Genomic DNA, 17,885 nt, shown 5'->3' with positions numbered 1-17,885 from the left:
CCAGGGTGCTCCGGGTGGCCCTCCGTGCGACTTTTCGCGGCCCGGGGCCGTTGGGCTGAAGACACTGCGCGGCATCGATCCACCACCTGCCCACGGACACGACGACCATGACCGTTCTCCCCGCTCCCTTTCGCCATCGCCCCGGCCCGTCGCGCGCCGAGGGGGCCCTGCCGGGCCTCGCCGTGCTGCTGCTGGGGCTGGCGTGCCTGGGCCCGGCGCTGCCGGCCAGCACCCACCAGCATGCCTTTGCGGACCAGCGCGCGCTGTGGGGCATCCCTTGCGCGCTGGATGTCCTGAGCAACCTGCCATTCGCCGCCGCCGGCCTGTCGGGGCTGCGGTGGCTGCGGCGCGTGGAGCGCCCGGCCATGGATGCGGCCTCCCGGGTCTTCGCGGCCCTGTTCTTCGCGGGCCTGGTGTGCGCGGCCGTGGGCTCCGGCCTGTACCACGCGGTGCCCGACGATGCGGGCCTGCTGTGGGACCGGCTGGGCATGGTGCTGCCTTTCGCGGGCCTGCTGGGCCTGGCGGCGGGTGGCCGGGTGAGCGCCCGGGCGGGCTGGGCCGCCGCAGGCACGGTGTTGCTGGCAGGGCCGGCTGCGGTGCTGTGGTGGTCCACCACCGGCAACCTGCTGCCCTGGGCCGTGGTGCAGCTGGGCGGGATGCTGGTGGTGCTGGCGCTGGCCCTGCTGCCCCGGCGTGCGGGCACGCTGCCGGTGCACCTGGGCGCCGTGATCGCGATGTACGCCGTGGCCAAGCTGTTCGAGGCGGCCGACCATGCCGTGTTCGACGCCACGGCGCAGTGGGTGTCGGGCCACAGCCTCAAGCACGTGCTGGCGGCTGGCGCTGCCTGGCCGGTGCTGATGGCGCTGGATGCGCTGGCGGCTTCGCGCCACAGCCGCGCACCGCGCCCCGCATTTGCCGCCATGTGCGGGCAGAATGGCGCCCACACCATGGGTGTCGCACGCGGGCAGGGCCTCCAGCCCCGGGTGCGCCGGGCCATACCAACACACACAGCAGCCACCGCCGACCCATTGGACACGAGGAGAAACGCATGAACCCCGAGACCACCCCAGCCAGCGTGCCCCAGGCGCCCCACGTGCACTCCGTGCAGCACACGGGCAGCCCGGGCCATGGGCATGAGGACCCGAACCAGTTCGCGCTGCTGCGCCAGCGGCGCTTCGCCCCGTTCTTCTGGACCCAGTTCTCCGGCGCCGCCAACGACAACCTCTTCAAGTTCGCATTCACCGTGATGGTGACGTACCAGCTCAGCGTGTCGTGGCTGCCGCCCGCGATGGCGGGGCTGGTGATCGGCGCGCTGTTCATCCTGCCGTTCCTGCTGTTCTCGGCCACCTCGGGGCAGCTCACCGACAAGTACGACAAGACGCGCATGATCCGCTTCGTGAAGAACCTGGAGATCGCCATCATGCTGGTGGCCGCCTTCGGGTTCATCGCGGGCCACGTGCCCGTCCTGCTGCTGTGCACCTTCCTCATGGGCGTGCACTCCACGCTGTTCGGGCCGGTCAAGTTCGCCTACATGCCGCAGGTGCTCAACGAGCGCGAACTCACGGGCGGCAACGGCATGGTCGAGATGGGAACCTTCGTGGCCATCCTGCTGGGCAACGTGGCGGGGGGCCTGCTGGTGGCGCTGCCGGGCATCGGCCACACCACGGTGGCCGTGGCCTGCGTGGTGGCCGCGCTGGCGGGGCGCGCCGTGGCGCAGTTCATTCCCCCGGTGCCGGCCACCGACCCGGGGCTCACGATCAACTGGAACCCCTTCACCGAGACCTGGCGCAACCTCAGGCTCGCGCATGGCAACATCGTGGTGTTCCGCTCGCTGCTGGGCATCAGCTGGATGTGGTTCTTCGGCGCGGTGTTCCTGAGCCAGTTCCCCAGCCTGGCCAAGGAGGTGCTGCACGGCAACGAGCAGGTGGCCTCGCTGCTGCTGGTAGTGTTCTCCATCGGCATCGGCATCGGCTCGCTGCTGTGCGAGGTGCTCTCGCGCCGCCATGTCGAGATCGGCCTGGTGCCCCTGGGTGCCATCGGCATGAGCGTGTTCTCCATCGACCTGTACTTCGCCGCGCGCAGCCTGCCGCCCGCGGAGATCATGGGCCTTGGCACCTTTCTAGCGCAGAGCCAGCACTGGCGCGTGATGCTCGACCTGGCGCTGCTCAGCCTGTTCGCGGGCCTGTACAGCGTGCCCATGTACGCGCTGATCCAGATGCGCAGCCAGCCCACGCACCGCGCGCGCATCATCGCGGCCAACAACATCCTGAACGCGCTGTTCATGATCGCGAGTTCGCTCATCGCGGGCGCCTTGCTGGGCGCCGGCTTCACGGTGCCGCAGATCTTCCTGTTCACCGGCCTGGCCAATGCGGTGGTGGCGTTCTACATCTTCATGCTGGTGCCCGAGTACCTGCTGCGCTTCGTGGCCTGGGTGTCCTCGCGTTTCGTCTACCGCTTCAAGGTGCAGGGCGACGAGAACCTGCCCAGCACGGGCGCGGCCATCCTGGCCTGCAACCACGTGAGCTTTGTGGATGCCGTGCTGCTCATGGCGGCCAGCCCGCGCCCCATCTACTTCGTGATGGACCACCGCATCTTCCGCGTGCCGGTGCTCGGCTGGCTGTTCCGCCTGGCCAAGGCCATCCCCATCGCGCCCTACAAGGAAGACCCCAAGACCTACGAAGCCGCCTTCGACCGCGCCGCGCAGGTGCTGCGCGAAGGCGACCTGCTGGCCATCTTTCCCGAAGGCGGCATCACCAAGGACGGGCAGCTGCAGGAGTTCAAGGGCGGCATCATGAAGATCATCGAGCGTGCCCGCGAAGAGGGCATCGAGGCGCCCGTCATTCCCATGGCGCTGACCAATCTGTGGGGCTCGTACTTCAGCCGCATCGAGCAGGGCGGGGCCATGGTGCGGCCCTTCCGGAGGGGCTTCTACAGCCGCGTGGGCCTGAACGTGGGGCACGCCGTGGCGCCGTCGGACGTGCAGCCTTCGTTGCTGCGCTCGCGCGTGGCGGACCTGCTCGGAGCCTGACCGCCATGGAGCAGGACCGGGTGGAACAGGAAGAGCGCACCGCGCTGGCCCGCAAGATCATGGCCTTTCTGCGGGAGATCGGCCTGGACGTGGCCGAGGACGAGCTTGCCGGCGGCAACAGCTTCCTGCCCGGCGTGCGCATCGCGCGCGGCGGCCTGAGGGTGGACCTGGCGCGGCTGCGGTGGCCCGGCGACCTGCTGCACGAGGCCGGACACCTGGCCGTGGTGCCCGCAGCCCTGCGCGCGGGCATGGGCGATGCCCTTGCCGAACTGCCCCCCGTGCCGCACAGCGGCGAGATCGAAGCCACGGCATGGGCCTGGGCCGCCCTGCAGCATCTGCGGCTGCCATCGGCCGTGCTGTTCCACGAAGGGGGCTACCACGGCCACTCGCAGGGCTTGCGCATGACCTTCGAGCTGGGCGTGTATCTGGGCGCTGCCGGGCTGGTGTCGGCGGGCCTCGCCGCATCGCCCGCACAGGCCGCCTCTTCGGGCGTTGCGCCCTATCCGCACCTGCAGGCCTGGCTGCGCGCCTGAGCCGCGATCCTGCCGGCATGGATACATGGGCCGGGAACCGCCCTCGGGCGCTCCGCCTGGCCTGTCGCCGGGTCAGTCTTTGGGCGCACCCCGGCGCGCCGGTGGCTTGGCCCCCGGCGCTGCGTCCCCGCACGAGAGCAGCTTCTCGTAGTTGCGCCGCAGGATCAGCCCTGCGTAGTACACGTGCTCGCGCATCAGCTGCTCGGCACGCACACAGTCGCGCGCGATGACCGCCTCGATGATGCGGTGGTGGTCGCCGTGCGAGCGCAGGATGATGGGATGGTCGTCCCACAGGATGATGCGGTCCGAGGCGAAGGGAATGTTCTGCGCCTGCTCCGCGAAGCGCGTGACCCAGGGGTTGCCCGAGGCTTCCAGCAGCGTGTCGTGGATAGTCACGTTCATCTGCTGGTAGGGCTCGTGGTCTTCGGGCCTCAGTTCTCCCAGGGCCAGGATGCGGTCGCCGTCCGCCAGCGCCCCGCGCAGCCGCTGCGCCTGTTCGGGCGTGAGTCCGCGCATGGCGGCGTTGCGGCAGGCCAGGCCTTCGAGCACCGCGCGCACCTCGTAGGCCGCGACGATCTCCTCCATGTTGAAGCCGCGCACCAGGTAGCCGCGCTTGGGCTGGTGGTCGACCAGCCCCTCGCTGGCCAGGGTGCTCAGGGCGGCGCGCACGGGGGTGCGCGAAACGCCCAGCTTCTCGGCCAGGGGGATTTCCTCCAGCCGCTCGTCGGGCCGTATCTCCCCGTTGAGGATCCAGTTGCGCAGCGTCTCGGTCACGTCCTGGGCCAAAGTTCTCATCCCTGCCGCTCCAGTAGAAATTTTCTTCAAGTATACATGTGATGCCATTAATGGCTTTTTTACGGGTTATCCCTGAGATAAATCAGTAGTCATGTATACATAATTGCCTCGCTCACGCACCATGCGTGATTTTGATCAAGAAGGGCGAGGGTGGATATGGCAAGGGTTGCAAGTGAAGATGGCGGCTGGCTGGGGTTGGCAAACCGCACCGGTGTGGTGACGGGCGCAGGCGGCGGCATTGGCCTGGAGATCGCCGTGCAGCTGCTGGCCGCGGGAGCCCGCGTCGCCTTGCTCGACCGCGATGCACAGCGCCTGGCGGAGATCGCCGGCGGACTGGGCGAGCACCCGGGCCGGGTCCTGCCGATCACCTGCGACGTGACCGACCCACACAGCGTGCAGGCGGCGGCGGACCAGGTGCAAAAGGCCTGGGGCGCGGTGGATCTGCTGGTCAACAATGCCGCGGCCCTGTACGCCGACGCGCTGATGGACATCGCCGTCGACAAGTGGAACCAGCTGCTGTCGGTGAACCTGACCGGCTACCTGCTGTGCGCCCAGGCCTTCGGGCGGCAGATGATCGCCCACGGCGGGGGCTCGATGGTTCACATCGCGTCCATCTCGGCCAGCATTCCGCAGCCCTACAGCGGGGCGTACAGCGTGAGCAAGGCGGGCGTGAAGATGCTGTCGCAGCTGCTGGCCGTCGAGCTGGGCGCGCACGGCGTGCGCAGCAACGTGGTCAGCCCCGCGATGATCCGCACGCCCATGAGCGAGGGCATCTACACGGACCCCGCGGTGCGCCTGCGGCGCGAACAGATCGTGCCCGCCGGCCGCATCAGCACGCCCTCGGACATCGCCGGCGCCGTGCTGTTCCTGTCCAGCGAGCGGGCCAGCTACATCAGCGGCCAGGAATTCCTCGTCGACGGCGGCCTGACGCAGGCCTGGCTGGGCCTGATTCCCCGCCCAGGGTTCGAGAAGAAGGACACGGCCCCACAGCCGGCCGCCTGACGCCATTGCGCTCCCCCGTTACCTCACCCCCCCAAAAAAAGGAGACTCTCGTGAAACCAGCCAAGTCCTTGCTCGTGGCCTGCGTGGCCGCACTTTCCACCTTCTGCGCGCAGGCGCAGACCGAACCGGGCCTGACCGACAAGACCATCAAGCTCGGCCTGTTCGGGCCGCTGTCGGGCAACTCCATGGCCTACGGCTTCGACGTGATGAACGCGGCCAAGATGTACTACGACAAGATCAACAAGGACGGCGGCATCCACGGGCGCAAGATCGAACTGGTGGTCGAGGACGACCGCTGCAACGCCAACGACCTGCTGGCCGCCGTGAAGAAGCTCACCGAGCAGGACAAGGTCTTCGCGCTCAACGGGGGCTCCTGCTCTGCCGCCGTGGTGGGCGCGCGCGAGTACGTGGAACGCTCGCAGATCCCCCTGGTGATGCTCAACGCGTCGGGCGACGGCGCCCTGTACCCGCCGTCGAAGTACATCTATGGCGCGTTCTCCATCTCCCAGCGCGCGGTGGGCGGCTCGATGGTGCAGTTCGCTGCCGAGCACCTCAAGGGCAAGAAGATCGGCTACATCAACCACGACGATGCCTATGGCGGGTGGAACCTCGAAGCGGCGGAGTTCCAGGCCAAGCAGCTCGGGGTGGACCTGCAGGTCCAGTCGGTCGCGCCGAACCTGACCGACGTGACCGCGCCGATGCTCAAGATCCGCGCCGCCAACCCCGACGTGCTGCTGATCACCACCTACGCGCGCCCCGTGAGCCTGCTGGTCAAGAAAGCGCAGGAGCTGGGCTGGACCAAACCCATCGTGATCGCCGTCAACGGCACGGCCGACCTCAAGCAGCTGGTCGAGAACGTGGGCAGCAAGGATGCGTTCAAGAACGTCTACCTGCAGGAAGTGATGGCCGACGTGGCCGGCGGCCCCAAGCTCAAGTGGGTCTACGACATGTACAAGGCCTACTACCCCGAGCTGGCCGCCAAGCCAGGCTATCCGCAGACCTACATGCCCTACGGCATCCCGTCGGCGATGACCGTGGTCAACGCGCTCAAGGCCGCGGGCCCGCAGCTCACGCGGGAGAAGTTCCTCACCGCGCTGTCGCAGACCAAGTTCGAGTCGAACGTGATGGCCGGTCCGATCGAGCTCACGCCCACCGACCACGCGGGCCAGAAGTCGGCCATCTACCTGAAGTTCGACGGCACCAACATGACCGCGGTCCCCGGCGCCTACCGCAGCCTCTGGACCTACCAGCCCAAGTAACCAACCAGGAGAAGGGGCCGGTCCACGCCCGCGTGCGGCCGCCCCTCCATCGCCATGAGTTTCAGTGAGATTTGGCTGTTTCTGCAGCAGGGCATCCTTTCCGGCCTGGTGACGGGCAGCGTCTATGCGCTGCTGGCCATCGCCATCGTCGCGATCTTCAAGACCACCGACGTGCCGAACTTCGCCCAGGGCGAGATCTTCATGATCGGCGGCTATGTGGCGCTGTCCCTGCTGCTGATCGCGGGCTGGTCGTACGCCGTGGTCATCCCCGTCACGGTGGTCGCCGTGGCGGTGGGCGCGGCGCTCTTCCAGCGGGTGGTGATGGAGCGGGTGACCCATTCCAAGGGCGTGGGCCCGCAGCTGGTGATCGCCACGCTGGGCCTGGCCTACATGCTCAAGGGCCTGGTGCGCCAGACCGGGCTGGGCGACACGCCGCGCTCGCTGCCGCCCCTGGTCTCCAACGACCCCGTGATCATCGGCGACGCCTTTCTCACGCGGCTCGACGTGGCGATCTTCGTCGCCTCCCTCACCGCGATGGTGCTGATCTACCTGATGTTCAACCACACGCGCATCGGCAAGGCGATGCGGGCCGTGGGCATGAACCCGCGCGCCGCGCAGATCGTCGGCATCCGCCTGTCGCGCATCCGCATGATGGTGTGGGCCATGGCAGGCCTGCTGTCCGCGCTGGCCGCCCTGCTCATCACCCCCAAGATCCTCATCACGCCGGACATCGCGCACATCGCGATCCTGGCCTATGCGGCGGCCATCGTGGGCGGCTTCACCAGCCTGCCGGGCGCCGTGCTGGGCGGCCTCGTCATCGGCATCGTCGAGAACCTGGTGGGCCTGTTCATCTCCACCAACGCCATCGTGGTCGCGCCCTTCCTGGCCATCCTGGTCACGCTGATCGTGCGTCCGCAGGGCATCCTGGGCGGCAAGCCCCAAGTCAAGAAAGTATGAAAACCATGACCCGCGATCACTGGGCATTGCTCGCTGCCGCCCTGGTTCTGTTGATCCTTCCCTTCGCCGTGTCGGGCTATGTCCTGTACGTGGTCAACCTGCTGATGGTCTTCGTGGTGCTGGCCCTGGGCATGCACGTCGTGATCGGCGAATCGGGCCAGTTCGCGCTGGCGCACGCCGCGTTCTTCGGCATCGGCATCTACACGGCCGGCATCATCAACACGGCATGGCACCCGCCCTTCGTGCTGTCCGTCCTGGCCGGCGGGGCCCTGTCGGCCGTGCTCGGCTACCTCATCGGCTACCTGGCGCTGCGCATGCGCGACATCTACCTGGCCCTGGCCACCTTCGCCTTCGGCGAGGCGATGCAATGGGTCTTCCTCACCTGGGAGCGCGTCACGGGCGGCTCCAACGGCATGAAGATGGATCCGGCCAATCTGTTCGGCTACAGGCTGACCAACGACCTGCAGGCCTACCCCTTCGTGGTGGTGCTGGCGGGGCTGATGCTGTGGCTCACCGTGGCGCTGGCGCGCTCACAGTACGGCTCGTCGCTCAGGGCCGTGCGCGAGAGCGATGTGGCCGCGATGGCCATGGGCATCAACGTCAAGGCCATGAAGCAGAGCGCGTTCGCCATCTCGGCGGCCTTCGCGGGCATCGCCGGGGGCATGTACACGCTGTTCACCTCGTTCATCCACCCGGAGAGCGTGGGCTTCCAGACCACCATCCTGGTCCTCACCATGGTCGTCGTGGGGGGCATGGGCTCGGTGCGCGGCGCGGTGGCCGGCGCCATTGCCTTCGGCCTCATCTCCGAGCTGCTGCGCCAGCTCATGTCGGTGCAGGAAATCATCTATGGCGTGATCCTCATGGGGTTCATGATGTTCATGCCCAAGGGGCTGTTCGCCGACCGCAACCGCCGCGTGGCACGCAAGCCCGCCAAGGGGGTGCAGGCATGAGCACGCGCCCCTTCCTGGAAGTCTCCGGCATCACCGTGCGCTTTGGCGGGCTGGTGGCCGTGAACAGCCTCTCGTTCGACGTGGCGCGCGGCTCGATCCATGCGCTGATCGGCCCCAACGGGGCCGGCAAGTCGACCACCTTCAACTGCATCTCCCGCTACTACCAGCCGACCGAAGGCCGCATCGTTGTGGACGGCGAGGACGTGACGCACCATGCACCTTCGCGCATGGCAGGCATGGGCATCGCGCGCACCTTCCAGAACCTGGAGCTGTTCGGCGACCTGAGCGTGTACGAGAACGTGCTGCTGGGCTGCCACTCGCACAGCGCGAACACGCTGGGCCGGCTGCTGCGCCGCCCCGGCGGCGAGATCCGCGACCTGGTGGACAGCCTCATCGAGCGCGTGGGCCTGACCCACGACCGCGAGACCCGCGCCAAGGAACTCGACTTCGGCCACCAGAAGCTGCTGGAGATCGCCCGCGCCCTGGCGCTCAAGCCGCGCCTGCTGCTGCTGGACGAACCGGCGGCCGGCCTGCGCAACCGGGACATCGAGAACCTGGACCACCTGCTGACCGAACTGGCCCAGAAGGACGGCATCACCGTGCTCCTGGTCGAGCACGTGATGCAGCTGGTGATGTCGATCTCCGACCGCATCACCGTCATGTCCTTCGGCCAGAAGATCGCCGAAGGCACCCCCAAGGAAATCAGCGAGAACCCGACCGTGATCGAAGCCTACCTCGGCAAGGGAGCGGCCCATGCCTGATCCCATGCAGCAACCAAGCCAGGGCGCACTGCTCGAAGTGCGCGGCATCAGCGCCTCCTACGGCGCCATTCAGGCGCTCTCGGGCGTGAGCCTGGCCGTGCCGCAGGGCGCCATCGTGGCCCTGCTGGGCAGCAACGGTGCCGGCAAGAGCAGCACGCTGAACGCGATCTCGCACCTCATCGATCCCACCGCCGGCGAGGTCCACTTCGCCGGCGAGCCCATCCACCGGCAGCCGTCCGACGAGATCGTCCGCAGGGGCCTGGTGCAGGTGCCCGAGGGGCGCGAGGTGTTCAAGGAAATGAGCGTGCGCGAGAACCTGGAGCTGGGCGCCTTCCTGCGCCGTGACCGCGCCGCGATCGCCGAGGACCTGGACAAGGTCTACACCCTGTTTGCGCGGCTCAAGGAACGCTCCGAGCAGCGGGCGGCCACGCTGTCGGGCGGCGAGCAGCAGATGCTGGCCATCGGCCGCGCACTCATGTCCCGCCCGCGGCTGATCATGTTCGACGAGCCTTCGATGGGGCTGTCGCCGCTGCTCGTCGAGCAGATCTTCGAGGCGATCCAGCGGCTCAACCGGGAGCAGGGTCTCACCATCCTGCTCGTGGAGCAGGACGTGCGCCTGGCGCTCACGGTGGCCAGCCACGCCTACATCCTGGAAAACGGCGAGATCACGCTGCAGGGCGCGGCGGCCCAGCTCATGGACGACCCGGCCGTGCGCCGGGCCTACCTCGGCGTCTGAACGGCGCCCATTCAGCAGGAGAAATTGGATGGATTTGTTGAAAGGCAAGCTCGCGCTGGTGACCGGCGCCGGCGGGGGGCTGGGCTCGGCCATTGCGCTGGGCTTCGCGAACGAGGGCGCCAAGGTGATCTGCGCCGACATCGGTGCGGACAAGGCCGAGGCCACGGCCCGGCGCATCCGCGATGCCGGCGGCGAGGCCTGGAGCGTGGTGCTGGACGTGTGCGACCGGGCCGCCGTCCAGGCCTGCGCCGCGGACCTGCAGGCGCGCATCGGCCCGATCGACGTGCTGATCAACAACGCAGGCATTTCCGGCCGCGCGCGCATCGACGACCCGCACGCGCCCGAGGTGTGGGACCGCCTCATCGACGTGAACCTGCAGGGCCTGTTCAACGTCACGCATGCCTTCGTGCCGGCGTTGAAGAAGACCCGGGGGTGCATCGTGAACCTGTCGTCCATCGTGGCGTTTGTGAGCGGCATCTCGTCGGCGGGGTATGTCGCCTCCAAGGGCGCCGTGCGTTCGCTGACCCAGGTGCTGGCCCGCGACCTGGCGCCTTTTGGGGTGCGCGCCAATGCGGTCGCGCCCGGGCTGATGCTGACCGAGATGGTCGCCCCGCAGCTGGCCGTGCCCGGCGGCACGGACTGGTACATGAAGCGCGTGCCCGCGGGCCGCGGCGGCGAGGTCGAGGAAATCGTCGGACCCGTGGTCTTTCTTTCCTCCCACATGGCCAGCTATGTGAATGGTGTGGTGCTGCCCGTCGATGGCGGCTTTCTCTCGGCTTGATCGGAATCTTCGCAAACACATGGACGACAACAGCAACAGCAAACCGATTGCCCTGGTCACCGGCGGTGCCGGCGGCATGGGCCTGGCCACGGTCGAACGCCTAGCCCGCGACGGCTATGCCGTGGTGATGGTGGACCGCGATGAAGCCCTGGCGCAGCGCGAGACCGGCCGCTTGAAGGGCCTGGGCCTGGATGTGCAGTGCCGCGTGCTCGACCTGACGGACGAAGCGGCCGTGCGCGGCCTGGTGCACTCCCTGCCCCCAGTGCGCGCTCTGGTCAACAACGCCGGCATCTTCGACGAGCGCAAGTTCCTGGAGGTGAGCAACGACGACTTCCGCCGTGCCTACGAGGTCAACCTCATCGCCGTGGCCACGCTCACACAGGAAGTGGCCAAGACCATGCCCGAGGGCGGCCGCATCGTGAACATCGCTTCGCGCGCGTACCTGGGGGCGAAGAATCACCCGCACTACGTGGCCTCCAAGGCCGCCGTGGTGGGCTACACGCGCGCCAGCGCCATGGAGCTGGCACCGCGCGGCATCCTGGTCAACGCGATCGCGCCGGGGCTGATCGACACGCCCATCCTGCGCGCGCTCACGCCCGAGCGGCTGGCGGCGCAGCTCGCGCTGCAGCCCACGGGCAAGGCCGGCAGGCCGGAAGACATCGCCCAGGCGGTGGCCTTCCTCGTGTCGCCGCAGACCGGCTTCATCACCGGGCAGGTGCTGTTCGTCGATGGCGGCAAGTCGCTGGGTGGGTCGGGCGCATGACGGCCCCCCACTGGGATGCCGAGTACGACGTCGTCGTGATCGGCGCGGGCGCGGGCGGCATGGCCGCCGCGCTGACCGCGAAGATCGAAGGCTGCAGCGTGCTGCTGGTCGAGAAGACCGACCGCGTGGGCGGCTCCACCGCCGTGTCCGGCGGGGCCGTGTGGGCGCCGCTCAATGCGCAGTCGGCGCGGGTGGGCCACCCCGACAGCTTCGAGAAGGTGTGGACCTACCTGCGCAACACGGTGGGCGACGCGGCGCCGGCCGGGATGCAGCAGGCCTTCCTGCGCCACGGCGCCGGCATGGTCGACTACTTCGAGAAGCACACCGCGGTGCGGCTTGTCGCGCGCAGCTACTCCCCCGACTACTACCCCGACCGCGAGGGCGCGGCCTTCGGCGGCCGCTCGCTCGACCCGGCGACGTTCGACGGGCGGGAACTGGGCGCGCATTTCCGGGAACTGCGCGACCCCCTGCCCGAGTTCATGGTACTGGGCGGGATGATGGTCAACATGACCGACGCCAGGCACCTGCTGGCGGTCACGCGCTCGTTCACGTCCTGGCGCGAAGGCATGAAGCTCGTGCTGCGTTACTTCGCCGACCGGCTGCGCGGCTACCACCGGGGCACGCGCCTGGTGCTGGGCAATGCGCTGGCGGCCCGCCTCTTCAAGAGCGTGATCGACCGTGGTATCGACTACTGGCTGGACACACCGGTGGAGAAGCTGGACGTGTCCCATGGCGCGGTGGTGGGCGTCTCGCTGGTGCGCGCGGGCAAGCCGGTGCAGGTGCGGGCGCGCCGCGGCGTGGTGGTGGCCACGGGGGGATTCCCCTGGAGCGAGGAACTGCGCAGTGCGCACTACCCCGCGCCGACGGGGCCCTGGTCCATGTCGCCGCAGGGCAACCGGGGCGAGGGCATCGCGCTGGCGCGCCAGGCGGGTGCCACGCTGGGGCAAGGCCACACCAGTCCGGCGTTCTGGGCCCCGGTCTCCGTGCTGCAGCGGCCCGATGGCTCGGTCGTGCGCTACCCGCACCTGGTGTGGGACCGCGCCAAGCCCGGCCTCATGGCCGTGAACGGGGCCGGCCAGCGCTTCGTCAACGAAGCGACCTCGTACCACGAGTTCGTGCGGGCGATGTACCGCTCCCACGCCACGGTGCCCACGCTGCCGGCCTACCTGGTCTGCGACAGCGACTTCATGGAGCAATGGGGCATGGGCCTGGCGTTGCCGGGCGGGCGGCCGCGCGATCACCTCGTCAAGGCCGGCTACCTGGTGAAGGCGCCGACATTGCGGGCGCTGGGCGATGCCCTGGGCATCGGCGGCGCCGCGCTGCAGGCCACGGCCGAGCGCTTCAACGCGCAGGCCGACCAGGGGCGCGACGACGACTTCGGCAAGGGCAGCACCGAATACAACCGCTACCTGGGCGACGCGGCGCACCAGCCCAACCCCTGCATCGGTGCCTTGCGCCAGGGCCCGTTCTATGCCGTGAAGGTGTTCGCGGGCGACATCGGCACGGCCGTGGGCATTGCCTGCAACGAAAATGCCCAGGCGCTCGATGCCGCCGGCCAGCCCATCCCGGGCCTCTACGCGGCGGGCAATGACATGCATTCGGTGATGGGCGGCGAGTACCCCGCGCCGGGCATCACCCTGGGGCCCGCGCTGACCTTCGGGTGGATCGCGGGCCGCCAGCTGGCGCAGGCTGCGCCTTCCCATCCATGAACCGGTGAACTTCCATGCAGATCTATTTCTCTCCGTTCTCTCCCTATGTGCGTAAGTGCCTGGTGACGGCGCACGAGCTGGGCCTCAGCGACCGCGTGCAGCTGCTGCCATCGAACGCCAACCCGGTCCGGCGCGACCAGGACATCATCGCCAGGAACCCGCTGGGCAAGGTGCCGACCTTCATCACCGACGAGGGCGCCGTGCTGTACGACAGCCGCGTCATCTGCGAATACCTCGACGAGATCGGCAACGGAACGCTGTTTCCCCGCAGTGGCGATGCGCGCTGGAATGCGCTGACGCTGCAGGCGCTCGGAGACGGCATCCTCGACGGCGCGCTGATCGCCCGCTATGAGGACGTGGCGCGGCCCGAGCCGCTGCGCTGGCCCGAGTGGCGCGCCGCGCAGCTGGACAAGGCCGAGACTTCGCTGGCCCACCTGTCCGCGAACCCCGCACTCATCGCGCCGCAGCGGCTGGACATCGGCACGCTCACGGTGGCCTGTGCGCTGTGGTACCTGGATCTCAGGTTTGCGGACTTCGGATGGCGCCAGCGCCATCCCGCCGTTGCGGCCTGGTACGAGGCATTTTCAAAGCGTCCATCATTGCAGGCGAGCTGGGCGCTGTGATCCGGCGCGCGCCAGCGCCCCATCGCTGCCGCGCTCACTCCGCCCGGATGTTCGCGCGCTGGGCGATCGCGCGCATGCGCGGCAGTTCGTCCTCGATCCGCGCCAGCACGGCGTCGCCGCTGGCATAGGACTGCTCCAGCCCGCTGGCGATGAGCTTGCTGCGGATCTCGGCATCCGCCATGGTCTCGGCCAGGGCCTTGCCCAGCTTCGCCTTGACTTCGGCGGGCAGGCCGCGCGGCGCCACGACGGCCAGCCACGAATCCGCGGCAAAACCCGCGAAGCCGCTTTCCGCCACCGTGGGCACATCCGGCAGCTGCGTGGCCCGCGCCGCGCCGGTGACCACGATGGGCTTGATCTTGCCACCCTTGAGCTGCGGCAGCGCGGCCGCCACCGTGTCGATGGTGAACGGGATCTGCCCACCGATCAGGTCGCTCATGGCGGGTGCGCTGCCGCGGTAGGGCACATGCATCAGCTGGATGCCGGTGGCCGACCACATCAGTTCGGCGGCAAAGTGGCCCGTGGTGCCGCTGCCGAACGAGCCGTAGGAGAACTTGTCCGGAGCGCGCTTCACCGCCGCGATCAGCCGCGGGAGGTTGGCCACCGGCACATCGCGGTGGGCCAGCAGGATCAGCGGCACGCGCGCCACCATGCCGATGGGCTCGAAGCTCTTGACCGGGTCGTACGGCAGCTTGTTGTTGAGCGCCGGGTTGACGGTGAAGGTGGAGCCCGAGCTGATCAGCAGCGTGTAGCCGTCGGCCGGAGCGTTGGCCACGAAGGATGCGCCCACGATGGTGCCCGCACCCGCCTTGTTCTCGACCACCACCGCCTGGCCCAGGCGTTCGCCCAGCTTCTTGCTGATGAGCCGGCCCACGATGTCGACGGCCCCGCCGGGCGGAAAGGGCACCACCAGCTGCACCGGCTTGGCGGGGTAGCCATCGGCGTGCGCCATGCGCCCCCAACCCAAGCCTGCGATGGCTGCCATGAACAACAAGGCGACGCTGGTGCGTCTTTTGGGCTGTGGGCATTTCATGTGGCGGTCCTTCTGGTGCGGGTTGTTCACCCTGCGTTGCGGCTGTGAACAAGGGGAAGGCGCGCCAGTCTTCGTCTCGCTCTGGCCACGCCTGTCGCTACTGCGGAGTTGTCGAGGCCGCCAGGGCGATGAGATGAGGGCACGGGACCATGGCGGTGGAAGACCGGGCGGCATGCGCAGGTCTTGTGAGGGCAGAGCGGGGGGCGCTCAGATCACGGACAGCCCGGCCAGCCGGCACAGGCGCTGTTGCTCGGTTTCCTCGCGCGGCGGTGCGTCAGCCGTTGCGAAAAAGAAAGCTGTAGGCGTTCAACGCCGGCACCCCTCCCAGGTGCGCGTACAGCACGCGGGAGCCTTCGGGGAATTCGCCCTTGCGCACCATGTCGATCATGCCGTGCATGGACTTGCCTTCGTACACCGGGTCGGTGAGCATGCCTTCCTGGCGTGCGCACAGGCGGATGGCTTCGAGCGTGCCCTCGTTGGGCAGGCCGTACTCGGGGCCGCCGTAGCGCGTGTCCAGCACCACATCCTCGGCCGTGATCTCCTGGCCCAGCTCCACCAGCTTGGCCGTGTTCTGCGCGATGCGCAGCACCTGGGCATGCGTCTTCTCGGGCTTGGCCGAGGCGTCGATGCCGATCACCTTGCGCGCCCGGCCGTCGGCCGCAAAGCCCACCACCATGCCGGCCTGCGTGCTGCCCGTGACCGAGCACACGACGATGTAGTCAAACGTAAAGCCCAGCTCCTTCTCCTGCTGGCGCACTTCCTCGGCAAAGCCGACGAAGCCCAGGCCGCCGTACGGGTGCTCGGAGCAGCCGGCCGGGATGGGGAAGGGCTTGCCGCCCGCCTTCTTCACGTCTTCCATGGCCTGCTCCCAGCTGGGGCGGATGCCGATGTCGAAGCCCGCAGCGTCCAGGCGCACGTCTGCGCCCATGATGCGGCTCATCTCGATGTTGCCCACGCGGTCGTACACCGCGTCGGAGTAGTTGACCCAGTTCTCCTGCACCAGCACGCATTTCATGCCCAGGTGCGCGGCCACGGCGGCCACCTGGCGCGTCTGGTTGGACTGGATGCCGCCGATGGAGACCAGCGTGTCGTAGCCGCCCGCGATCGCCTCGGGGATGAGGTATTCGAGCTTGCGCGTCTTGTTGCCGCCAAAGGCCAGGCCCGAGTTGCAGTCCTCGCGCTTGGCATACAGGTGCACCTTGCCGCCCAGGTGGGCCGACAGGCGCGGCAGCGCGGTGATGGGCGAGGGCCCGAAGGTGAGCGGGTGGCGGGCGAATTTCTGCAGGTTCATGGCGGGTTTCCGGTCGATGGAAGGGATGGTGCAAGAGGTGGCTTGCAGTGCCTTCATCGTAGGAAAACACGCGCATACAGTGGTTGCGAATTTCTTCCTGATTTCAGCGTTTCAGGTTTGTGTATGAGAATATGAAAAACTAATATTTCTCACAGATCAATATGCGCACAACAAAAGTTCGTGCCAAGAATGTGCCGCAGTCCGATGTGTCGGCCGAGCTGGACCGTACCGACAAGGCCATCCTGCGCCAGCTGCAGCGTGATGCCTCGCTGTCCAATGTGGCGCTGGCCGAGAAGGTGCACCTGAGCCCGCCCGCCTGCCTGCGCCGCGTGGAGCGGCTCAAGCGCCTGGGGCTCATCGACGGCATCGTGGCGTTGCTCAACCCCCAGGCCGTGGGCGCGGGCATGCTGGTGATGATTGGGGTGGTGCTGGACCGCTCCACGCCCGAGTCGTTTGCCGAGTTTGAAAAGGCGGCGGCCAAGGTGTCCGGCTGCATGGAATGCCATGTGGTCACCGGCGAGTTCGACTACTTCATGCTGGTGCGCACGCGCGACAACGACAGCTTCAACCGGCTGCATGCCGAGCAGCTGCTCTACCTGCCGGGCGTGCGGCAGGTGCGCTCGTTCATGGTGCTGCGCAATGTGCTGTCCACCACCGAGCTGCCGCTGGCGCTGTAGCGGCGGCCAGCCCTCCGCTCACGGGGCGCCGCGCAGGCGCCCCACCACGGCCGACCAGGCCGGACCGCCGAACACGTTGACCACCAGCCCCGCCATCAAGAGCCCCGCGCCCGCAAAGTGCACGGGCAACAACTGCTCGCCGAACACCCACCAGCCCGTGGTCAGGCCCACCACGGGCACCAGCAGGGTGAAGGGGGCGACGCGGTTCACCGGGTAGCGCGACATGAGATACGTCCACAGCCCGAAGCCCAGCAGCGTGGAGATCCAGGCGATGTAGGCCACGGCGGCCATGGATTTCAGCGACAGGTGCTGCACGGCGGCCCACACGGCCGCGGGCCCGTCCAGCAGCAAGGACAGCGCCACGAATGGCAGCGGCGCCACCACGCTCGACCACACGATGAAGGCAAACTGGTTCATCGGCCCGTAGCGTCCCACGGCGCGCGTGACGATGTTGCCGCAGCCCCACATCGCCGCCGCCCCCACGGTCAGTGCGAATCCCGCCAGCGGCATCGACGCGCCGTGGGCACTGCCGATCAGCACCAGCCCCACGCCGGCCAGCGCCAGGCCCGCCACCTGGTTGCCCTGCCATGCCTCGCGCAGCCACCAGGCCGCCAGCAGCAGCGTGAAGAACGACTGCGACTGCAGCACCAGCGAGGCCAGGCCCGACGGCATGCCGATGTGGATGGCGGTGAACAGCAGCGCGAACTGGCCCACCGCCATGGTCATGCCGTACAGCAGGTACAGGCGCAGCGGAACCTTGGGGGGCTTGACGAACAGCAGCGCTGGAAACGCCGCCAGCAGGTAGCGCAGCGCGCCCAGCAGCAGGGGCGGCACACCGGCCACGCCCACCTTGATGACGGCGAAGTTGAGCCCCCAGACCACGATGACGAGCAGGGCCAGGGCGAGATCGCGGGGGCGCAGGGCAGTGTTCATGCCCTGTATTTTCGGTGCACCGGCGGGTCCGTGGCCGCGCGTTTCACGACCGGCCTG

The 17,885-nt window shown here is 68.4% G+C and carries 18 protein-coding genes; 14 read left to right on the top strand and 4 right to left on the bottom strand.

The features are described 5' to 3' along the window. The first annotated feature begins 107 nt into the window (after window positions 1–107). Genes AC1RCS_RS12940 through AC1RCS_RS12930 form a run of 3 tightly spaced genes read left to right on the top strand, consistent with a single transcriptional unit; the run spans window position 108 to window position 3,561 of the window. A complete protein-coding gene (locus tag AC1RCS_RS12940) occupies window positions 108–1,052 on the top strand; it encodes a hypothetical protein (protein ID WP_492245077.1) in 945 nt (314 codons plus the stop codon). Continuing rightward, window positions 1,049–3,028, top strand: coding sequence for an MFS transporter (locus AC1RCS_RS12935; RefSeq protein WP_255591619.1), 1,980 nt, complete (start codon window positions 1,049–1,051; stop codon window positions 3,026–3,028). Before AC1RCS_RS12940 ends, AC1RCS_RS12935 begins: the two co-directional genes overlap by 4 nt. Window positions 3,029–3,033: 5 nt before the next feature. Continuing rightward, window positions 3,034–3,561 carry a hypothetical protein gene (locus tag AC1RCS_RS12930; RefSeq protein ID WP_492245078.1) on the top strand — a complete coding sequence of 176 codons (528 nt, stop codon included), beginning with the start codon at window positions 3,034–3,036 and terminating at the stop codon, window positions 3,559–3,561. A 72-nt stretch (window positions 3,562–3,633) separates the two neighbouring features. Here the strand turns inward: AC1RCS_RS12930 and AC1RCS_RS12925 are convergent, their stop codons facing one another. Beyond that, window positions 3,634–4,356 (bottom strand): GntR family transcriptional regulator, encoded by a 723-nt coding sequence (locus AC1RCS_RS12925; protein WP_218296864.1) that lies wholly within the window; start codon window positions 4,354–4,356, stop codon window positions 3,634–3,636. A gap of 156 nt (window positions 4,357–4,512) precedes the next feature. Between AC1RCS_RS12925 and AC1RCS_RS12920 the strand changes: the two genes are divergently transcribed. Genes AC1RCS_RS12920 through AC1RCS_RS12875 form a run of 10 tightly spaced genes read left to right on the top strand, consistent with a single transcriptional unit; the run spans window position 4,513 to window position 13,897 of the window. After that, window positions 4,513–5,358 (top strand): SDR family NAD(P)-dependent oxidoreductase, encoded by an 846-nt coding sequence (locus tag AC1RCS_RS12920; RefSeq protein WP_218296865.1) that lies wholly within the window; start codon window positions 4,513–4,515, stop codon window positions 5,356–5,358. A 50-nt stretch (window positions 5,359–5,408) separates the two neighbouring features. Then, complete coding sequence (locus tag AC1RCS_RS12915) at window positions 5,409–6,617, top strand: ABC transporter substrate-binding protein (protein ID WP_218296866.1); 1,209 nt, start codon at window positions 5,409–5,411, stop codon at window positions 6,615–6,617. 54 nt (window positions 6,618–6,671) lie between these two features. Next, window positions 6,672–7,574: a branched-chain amino acid ABC transporter permease gene (locus tag AC1RCS_RS12910; RefSeq protein ID WP_218341268.1), complete on the top strand. Its 903-nt coding sequence runs from the start codon at window positions 6,672–6,674 to the stop codon at window positions 7,572–7,574. Window positions 7,575–7,579: 5 nt separating this feature from the next. Continuing rightward, a complete protein-coding gene (locus tag AC1RCS_RS12905) occupies window positions 7,580–8,524 on the top strand; it encodes a branched-chain amino acid ABC transporter permease (protein ID WP_492245079.1) in 945 nt (314 codons plus the stop codon). Next, on the top strand, window positions 8,521–9,285 hold the full coding sequence (locus AC1RCS_RS12900) for an ABC transporter ATP-binding protein (RefSeq protein ID WP_218296869.1): 765 nt from the start codon (window positions 8,521–8,523) through the stop codon (window positions 9,283–9,285). The genes AC1RCS_RS12905 and AC1RCS_RS12900 overlap by 4 nt, the downstream gene beginning before the upstream one ends. After that, window positions 9,278–10,021, top strand: a complete 744-nt coding sequence (locus AC1RCS_RS12895) for an ABC transporter ATP-binding protein (RefSeq protein ID WP_255591621.1) — start codon at window positions 9,278–9,280, stop codon at window positions 10,019–10,021. Before AC1RCS_RS12900 ends, AC1RCS_RS12895 begins: the two co-directional genes overlap by 8 nt. A gap of 28 nt (window positions 10,022–10,049) precedes the next feature. After that, window positions 10,050–10,802, top strand: a complete 753-nt coding sequence (locus tag AC1RCS_RS12890; protein WP_218296870.1) for an SDR family NAD(P)-dependent oxidoreductase — start codon at window positions 10,050–10,052, stop codon at window positions 10,800–10,802. Between the two features lie 19 nt (window positions 10,803–10,821). After that, window positions 10,822–11,565: an SDR family NAD(P)-dependent oxidoreductase gene (locus AC1RCS_RS12885; RefSeq protein ID WP_218296871.1), complete on the top strand. Its 744-nt coding sequence runs from the start codon at window positions 10,822–10,824 to the stop codon at window positions 11,563–11,565. Beyond that, window positions 11,562–13,274, top strand: a complete 1,713-nt coding sequence (locus tag AC1RCS_RS12880; RefSeq protein WP_492245080.1) for an FAD-dependent oxidoreductase — start codon at window positions 11,562–11,564, stop codon at window positions 13,272–13,274. The genes AC1RCS_RS12885 and AC1RCS_RS12880 overlap by 4 nt, the downstream gene beginning before the upstream one ends. Window positions 13,275–13,288: 14 nt before the next feature. Next, complete coding sequence (locus AC1RCS_RS12875; RefSeq protein ID WP_218341272.1) at window positions 13,289–13,897, top strand: glutathione S-transferase; 609 nt, start codon at window positions 13,289–13,291, stop codon at window positions 13,895–13,897. A 34-nt stretch (window positions 13,898–13,931) separates the two neighbouring features. On the opposite strand, the gene AC1RCS_RS12870 is transcribed toward AC1RCS_RS12875, so the two are convergent. Next, window positions 13,932–14,927: a Bug family tripartite tricarboxylate transporter substrate binding protein gene (locus tag AC1RCS_RS12870; protein WP_492245081.1), complete on the bottom strand. Its 996-nt coding sequence runs from the start codon at window positions 14,925–14,927 to the stop codon at window positions 13,932–13,934. Between the two features lie 274 nt (window positions 14,928–15,201). Further along, window positions 15,202–16,218 carry a 1-aminocyclopropane-1-carboxylate deaminase gene (locus AC1RCS_RS12865; protein WP_218296875.1) on the bottom strand — a complete coding sequence of 339 codons (1,017 nt, stop codon included), beginning with the start codon at window positions 16,216–16,218 and terminating at the stop codon, window positions 15,202–15,204. 161 nt (window positions 16,219–16,379) lie between these two features. On the opposite strand from AC1RCS_RS12865, the gene AC1RCS_RS12860 reads away from it, so the two are divergent. Next, the gene (locus AC1RCS_RS12860; protein ID WP_218341274.1) at window positions 16,380–16,895 is read left to right on the top strand and encodes an Lrp/AsnC family transcriptional regulator; all 516 of its coding nucleotides are present in this window, start codon (window positions 16,380–16,382) and stop codon (window positions 16,893–16,895) included. 18 nt (window positions 16,896–16,913) lie between these two features. Here AC1RCS_RS12860 and AC1RCS_RS12855 read toward each other — a convergent pair whose 3' ends face one another. Continuing rightward, window positions 16,914–17,816, bottom strand: a complete 903-nt coding sequence (locus AC1RCS_RS12855; RefSeq protein ID WP_492245124.1) for an EamA family transporter — start codon at window positions 17,814–17,816, stop codon at window positions 16,914–16,916. Between the last annotated feature and the right edge of the window lie 69 nt (window positions 17,817–17,885).

This window comes from Acidovorax sp. GW823-FHT01C06, assembly GCF_058798375.1.
The sequence above is the reverse complement of the archived record's forward strand: the minus strand, read 5'-3'. Positions and strand labels throughout refer to the sequence as shown.

Excerpts from the sequence above, each read along its gene's own strand:
- AC1RCS_RS12940 (WP_492245077.1), top strand. The coding sequence starts at position 108 with ATGACCGTTCTCCCCGCTCCCTTTCGCCATCGCCCCGGCCCGTCGCGC.
- AC1RCS_RS12865 (WP_218296875.1), bottom strand. The coding sequence starts at position 16,218 with ATGAACCTGCAGAAATTCGCCCGCCACCCGCTCACCTTCGGGCCCTCG.
- AC1RCS_RS12860 (WP_218341274.1), top strand. The coding sequence starts at position 16,380 with ATGCGCACAACAAAAGTTCGTGCCAAGAATGTGCCGCAGTCCGATGTG.
- AC1RCS_RS12875 (WP_218341272.1), top strand. The coding sequence starts at position 13,289 with ATGCAGATCTATTTCTCTCCGTTCTCTCCCTATGTGCGTAAGTGCCTG.
- AC1RCS_RS12890 (WP_218296870.1), top strand. The coding sequence starts at position 10,050 with ATGGATTTGTTGAAAGGCAAGCTCGCGCTGGTGACCGGCGCCGGCGGG.
- AC1RCS_RS12905 (WP_492245079.1), top strand. The coding sequence starts at position 7,580 with ATGACCCGCGATCACTGGGCATTGCTCGCTGCCGCCCTGGTTCTGTTG.
- AC1RCS_RS12880 (WP_492245080.1), top strand. The coding sequence starts at position 11,562 with ATGACGGCCCCCCACTGGGATGCCGAGTACGACGTCGTCGTGATCGGC.
- AC1RCS_RS12885 (WP_218296871.1), top strand. The coding sequence starts at position 10,822 with ATGGACGACAACAGCAACAGCAAACCGATTGCCCTGGTCACCGGCGGT.
- AC1RCS_RS12900 (WP_218296869.1), top strand. The coding sequence starts at position 8,521 with ATGAGCACGCGCCCCTTCCTGGAAGTCTCCGGCATCACCGTGCGCTTT.
- AC1RCS_RS12930 (WP_492245078.1), top strand. The coding sequence starts at position 3,034 with ATGGAGCAGGACCGGGTGGAACAGGAAGAGCGCACCGCGCTGGCCCGC.
- AC1RCS_RS12925 (WP_218296864.1), bottom strand. The coding sequence starts at position 4,356 with ATGAGAACTTTGGCCCAGGACGTGACCGAGACGCTGCGCAACTGGATC.
- AC1RCS_RS12910 (WP_218341268.1), top strand. The coding sequence starts at position 6,672 with ATGAGTTTCAGTGAGATTTGGCTGTTTCTGCAGCAGGGCATCCTTTCC.
- AC1RCS_RS12935 (WP_255591619.1), top strand. The coding sequence starts at position 1,049 with ATGAACCCCGAGACCACCCCAGCCAGCGTGCCCCAGGCGCCCCACGTG.
- AC1RCS_RS12870 (WP_492245081.1), bottom strand. The coding sequence starts at position 14,927 with ATGAAATGCCCACAGCCCAAAAGACGCACCAGCGTCGCCTTGTTGTTC.
- AC1RCS_RS12895 (WP_255591621.1), top strand. The coding sequence starts at position 9,278 with ATGCCTGATCCCATGCAGCAACCAAGCCAGGGCGCACTGCTCGAAGTG.
- AC1RCS_RS12920 (WP_218296865.1), top strand. The coding sequence starts at position 4,513 with ATGGCAAGGGTTGCAAGTGAAGATGGCGGCTGGCTGGGGTTGGCAAAC.